Below are 5,343 nucleotides of genomic sequence, written 5' to 3'. Positions count from 1 at the left end.
CTGCAGGGATGCAACCCTCTCGTGGTTCGCAGTGAAGAACTGCTTCACGTACTCGCATATGGCCTCTCTGCCGTGCCGACTGACACAGAATGGCCATGCATTCTTGCCCAAGCCGGAACCACGACAGAGATCGAGAAAGACTTGATGTGCCTTCTTGCTCGTAACACGCCCTTGTTTCGCCCCGTCTGGAGTGATGCCAGTGGCGAGGTACTTGTCCAGGGTGAACTGAACATCCGGCTGCGCAGCGAACAATGCTGACAGGGCGCCCGTATAGCCGCCGAATGACAGGCTTGGCATCGCGCTTAGCGGCTTGGATCGCGTTGGCTTTTGCGTGCGAAATCCCTTGAGGATGCCAGCCCAACCCACAATTTGGCCATCGCCCATGATCGCGACGCAGCGATTGAGGTACCGTAGTACCTCAGTACGCTCGATTCCGAACCGAGAGGCTATCGCGGCAGTTGGGAGGCCACTTAAGTACGCAACCAGGGCTTGGCGTCTTTGCTGAAACAGCACCAGATCAGCCTGGTCCAGCAGACTGGTTTCACAAGCCGGCCACTCTCTGTAGTCCGCAAATTCTGCCGGGAGCGTCCTCCGGTTGAACTTAATGGCCGGGGTCATGTCCACACCTGAACAGCCTTGTGTGCACAGACCATGGGTGGACATCCATGTCCGAGCTGATGGATCGGGCGCGCAGCGCAAGAACCGCAGCTCCTACCACCACCGCTGGGTGCGCTTGTTTAAGGCCTCGTATGGCCTCTCCCAGGGTCGCCTTGCCCCGTCGCCGGACCATCGATTCGACTTCTTTTGCCAGAGAACTGAGATCGGAACCGCGGCAACGGTGAAAAGCAGAGATTGCCGCCTGCCAGTTGCGGATCCTCATCTTCGCCTGACCAAAATCACGTGTACTAAAAACAGAAACTGAATAGCCGCACTCTGCAGTCAGCGCTTCGATACCCCGCCGGGCCCGGTCTGATCCATCGTCGATCAACCGTGCCTGAATAGAGCCATCTGTCAGTGTAGTGAGCGCATCAAGGCAGATTGAGCCGCTGCCTAGGTGCACCTGTATCAGTGGCTCGCGAAACTCTGCTTCACGGACGCTTGCGTCGCCTTCGCAATAGAAGAAGAGCTTCATCCTCAAGTCACCACTCAGCGTCACCGGGCACTCAGCTGCCGGAGACTGCAGCGTCCAGAGGTTTGCTGAGTTGCTTGTCCGGGCTTGCCGCACACCAAGTCGGCGTTGCCTGGCTTTGGTCGTAACGCTCATTACCCTGCTCCAAACAGACCTCGCCGCAGGGGCAGCGGTCTAGGCATCCACAGGATGCATTCGGGCTTGGTTGTGCTTCGCGGTCAACATGGTCCAGGCCGATTTCCTATCACTGCGTGAGGAAAGGTCGCTGGCGTGCTTCGCCACGCTACTCCCGAAAGGCTTGGGGCGCAACCGATTGGGCGGTCGTACCAAAGTCCGCGCTGAACTAGTAACAGAAGTACGTGTAGCCAGCGAATAAGTAACACATATACCTGTTGGCGCCCTCTATTCAGATTGCTAGGTTATGGGGCTCCGCCTCAGTAGACTGTTGAAATGTATGGACTTCAAGGTAACAGGAATACGTGCTCCAGCAGCCGGTCGTCGATCAGGCCTTGGTGGCGGCCGGCCTGAAAGCCAAACTTGGGCCTTGGACCCTGGCCACCGTGCGCCATCACGTTGCCGTGCTGTCCACCGCACACCGGCTCAAACAAGCCACCAATCCCTGCGAGCAGCCGGCAATCCGCACCGTGCTCAGCCGCGCGGCGCGGGCCGCGGTCAAGCGCGGCGAGCGCCCACGCAAAAGGAATTCGGGATCGCGCTCTACTCTGCTTCGGGTTTGCCAGCGGCGGGCGTCGCCGCAGTGAGATCGCCGCCGCCGACCTGCGTGACCTGCGCCGAATCGGCGCGGCCGGCTATATCTACCGGCTGGAGCACAGCAAGACCCAGCAGGCCGGCGTCACCGCGACCTCCACGCCGGACAAGCCGGTGCTGGATCGGGCCGCCCTCGCCCTCCAGGACTGGCTGGAGGCATCAGGCCTCACCGAGGGGGCGATCTTCCGGAGGCTCTGGAAACAACGGGTGGGCCCCGCCCTATCCCCCGCTGCGGTAGGAGAGATCATCCAGCGGCGGGCACGCCTGGCGGGATTGGAGGGGGATTTTGGGGCCCACAGCCTGCGGTCCGGTTTCGTCACTGAGGCCAGTCGCCAAGGCGTCGCGCTGCCGGCAATTATGCAGCTGACCGAGCACCGGTCAGTCTCGAGTGTCGTGGGGTACTTCCAGACGGGCGGTGCCACGGCGAACCCTGCTGCTCGCTTGCTTGAGGACTGAACGGCAACGCCTCTAAGGCAATGCCTGCCATGCGCAAGTTATTGAATTCAATAAAACTAACTGAAGCGGCCTAGTAAAAAAGCGATACCCCAAACTATGCCTTCTGAGCTGTTTGACGAAGCGTCAGCGAAGGGGCGACGGCAAGAGGACGGATACCCTGCACTAGCATATTCTGTACAGTGAAGACGGCGGAACGGACTGCCGGGCGACTACGGATAAGGAGAAGCCATGCGCGTTRCACGTGTCGAGATTGAGAACTTCCGAGGTATCCGCAGCGCTACCCTTTACTTCGCCGGGACTACGGTCCTCCTCGGTGACAACAACACCGGCAAGTCCACCGTTTTTGAGGCAATCGAGCTGGCCATTGGCTCTGATCGACTGGCCCGGCAGCAGGTGATTGACGAGCACGACTTCTTCGGCGGGGCCTACCAAGCCGCTGGCGACGAGCCAGCTCCCAGAATTGTTATCGAGGCTGTAATTGCCGATCTGGACGCCGAGCACTGCCAGCGCTTCCGGGCACACCTAGAATTTTGGCGTGAGGCAGATAAGCGGCTGCTGGGACCTGGCGAAGCTCAGCAAGTTGCCCAAGAGGGCGTCGTGCCCGCAGTCCGCGTCCGATTTGAGGGGAAGTACGATCCAGATGGGGACGAGTTCGAAGCCAAAACCTGGTTTGCCGTGCCCAGGTCGGAGGATGGGAAGGCTACGAGTGAATGTCGCTCCGGTGACAAGCGCGAGTTCGGCTTCTTGCATCTTCGGGCCCTTCGCACTGGTTCGCGGGCGCTCTCGATGGAACGCGGCTCGCTTCTCGACATCATCCTGAGAACCTACGAGGTCCGGACGAAAATGTGGGAGGGGCTGCTCGACAAGCTACGCCCTCTGGATGTTGTCGGCGCCGAAGATGAGGAGTTTGGGCGAATTCTTGATGCCATTCAGGAAGCCATGCGAGACATCGTGCCCGGAGAATGGGCACATGCTCCGCATCTGCGAGTTTCTGAGTTGACACGCGAGGATCTTAGGCGAGTGCTGAAATCATTCCTGGCAACGGGTGTCGAGGGCTACGCCGCTCCGTTCCAGCATCAGGGCTCTGGCACGATCAATGCCTTGGTTCTCTCAATGCTTGGTCTTATCGCAGAGCGCCGCCGGGGACGTGTGATCTTTGCCATGGAGGAGCCCGAACTTTCGCTGCCACCTCATGTCCAGCAACGCGTTGTCGACAAGGTCCGCGGGCTTGCCTCACAGGCGCTTTTCACTTCGCACTCGCCTTACGTGATCGAGCAGTTCGAGCCTGAGCAAATGACGGTTATGCGGCGGGATCTGACTGGCGTGATGTCAGCAACACCTGTTTCGCTTCCGGCCAACCTGAAACTGAAGCTCTTTCGCGACGGCTTCCGCACCCGCTTCTGTGAAGCGCTACTCGCCCGTCGCGTCGTCGTTGTTGAAGGAAAGACGGAGTTCGTCGCATACAGCGCAGTCTCCCGGCGCATCGCATTCCTCGCGCCCGATCAGTTCAAGCGGCTTGACTCGCTCGGCTGGGTGCCATTCGACGCTGGTGGCGAGACCAACGTTGCCTCATTCGCTGCTTTCTTCCGTCAGCTAGGAAAGACAGTCGCAACTATCTTCGACCAGCAGTTGGCAGGTGCACGCGCGGCGATCGCGGCGTCATGCGATCGGGCCTTCGAGCAGCCCTATGCGGGTTTCGAGCATTTGCTAAGAGCGGAGATTCAAGTCGATATGCAGAGCTGGTTCGTCAAATGGCTAGTAGGCAACCAAGAGTGGCCACATGCATTGGCAGGCATTGTTCCTCCCGAAGGCAGTCCGAATGAGGCTTATGTAGAGCCATTCATCACATTGATGCGCCATAAAAAGGGAGATGACTACCTGACACTGTTCTTTGATCAGTGCCAGGTTGGGCATATGCCAGCCTCCATCGTTCACACACTACGCAGCCTGCGCGAGATGGTAGAACGCCCGGCTGCGCCCCCCGCCCTGCCCCTCCCCTTCATCGTGCCGCCCGTGGCGCTATAAAGGGGAGCGTAATGGCCATTGTTCTCTGCGACCAACGGCGGCGCCTTCTCGCGACTGAGGGGCATATCGCGCTGCGAGGGGGGGGCGGCTCAGGCAAAACCACCATTGCGCTCGCTAAGGCGTGTGAAGAACTGGCAGCGGGTCGACTTGGCAGCACGGGTAAGTCTCTGTTCATCAGCTTTGCGCGCGCCACTGTAGCGCGTGTTGCTGAGCAAGCAACTGCATCGCTGCCGCGAGATCAACTGACTCGCATCGAAATCAATACCTACCACGGCTTCGCTTGGTCGATCTTGCGAAGTCATGCATACCTGCTTGGCGTACGCCCTGGAGTATCGCTACTCCTTCCAGCTCACGAGCGATCGCGTCTAGCGGGTGTCCCCGACCAGAACCGCGCACGCGAGCTACGGCGCCTGTTCGAAGAAGAAGGGCTGGTCGCGTTTGATCTCTTCCCAATCCTTCTCGCTGAGCTACTCGACCTGCTCCCCGTGGTTGCGCGCGCCATTGGCGACGCCTATCCGGTAATCATTCTCGATGAGTTCCAAGACACGAACGCAGAGGAGTGGGCAATGATCCGTCGTTTGGGGCGGCATAGCACCCTGATCGCCCTTGGTGACCCCAAGCAGCGCATCTATGATTTCAAGGGTGCCGATCCCAGGCGCTTCGATGATTTCATCGAATCCTTTCAGCCTTCGGTCTTTGACTTTCAAGGCGAGAACAACCGTAGCGCGGGGACAGACATCACGCAATTCGCCGATGCAGTCATCAGCGGTAACTACCGGGCTGAACCCTATGCCGGAGTTTCCATTGTGGGCTACGGTGGCCAGAGTCTTCACCCGCTGAAAGAACGCGTCCTTCGCACCGCAGGTAGATATCGCCGCCGATCTGAATGGTCAATCGCGGTGCTCGTTCCGACAAACAAGCTCGCAGTCAACGTCTTTGATTACATGAGAAGGGAGGCCAATGGC

Annotated in this window: 4 protein-coding genes and 1 pseudogene; 3 read left to right on the top strand and 2 right to left on the bottom strand. The window is 59.3% G+C overall.

The genetic code is table 11. The annotated features are described in order from the left end of the window. Together AC1DJN_RS20530 and AC1DJN_RS20525 are read right to left on the bottom strand one after the other, a co-directional pair. On the bottom strand, positions 1-618 hold a 618-nt coding region (locus tag AC1DJN_RS20530; protein WP_478040017.1), incomplete at its 3' end, for a hypothetical protein. Next, on the bottom strand, positions 602-1,132 hold the full coding sequence (locus tag AC1DJN_RS20525; protein WP_442251547.1) for a hypothetical protein: 531 nt from the start codon (positions 1,130-1,132) through the stop codon (positions 602-604). The genes AC1DJN_RS20530 and AC1DJN_RS20525, both read right to left, overlap by 17 nt. A gap of 476 nt (positions 1,133-1,608) precedes the next feature. Here AC1DJN_RS20525 and AC1DJN_RS20520 point away from each other — a divergent pair. The 3 genes and pseudogenes from AC1DJN_RS20520 to AC1DJN_RS20510 all read left to right on the top strand — a co-directional run. After that, positions 1,609-2,353: pseudogene (locus tag AC1DJN_RS20520) on the top strand (site-specific integrase). A gap of 228 nt (positions 2,354-2,581) precedes the next feature. Then, the gene (locus AC1DJN_RS20515) at positions 2,582-4,378 is read left to right on the top strand and encodes an ATP-dependent nuclease (RefSeq protein ID WP_478040015.1); all 1,797 of its coding nucleotides are present in this window, start codon (positions 2,582-2,584) and stop codon (positions 4,376-4,378) included. An 11-nt stretch (positions 4,379-4,389) separates the two neighbouring features. Further along, positions 4,390-5,343 (top strand): UvrD-helicase domain-containing protein (locus AC1DJN_RS20510; RefSeq protein WP_478040013.1); only part of this gene is annotated, 954 nt, incomplete at its 3' end.

This window comes from Stenotrophomonas sp. 05L414_2 (assembly GCF_056397905.1).
This window is presented reverse-complemented; position numbering and strand designations above follow the sequence as displayed.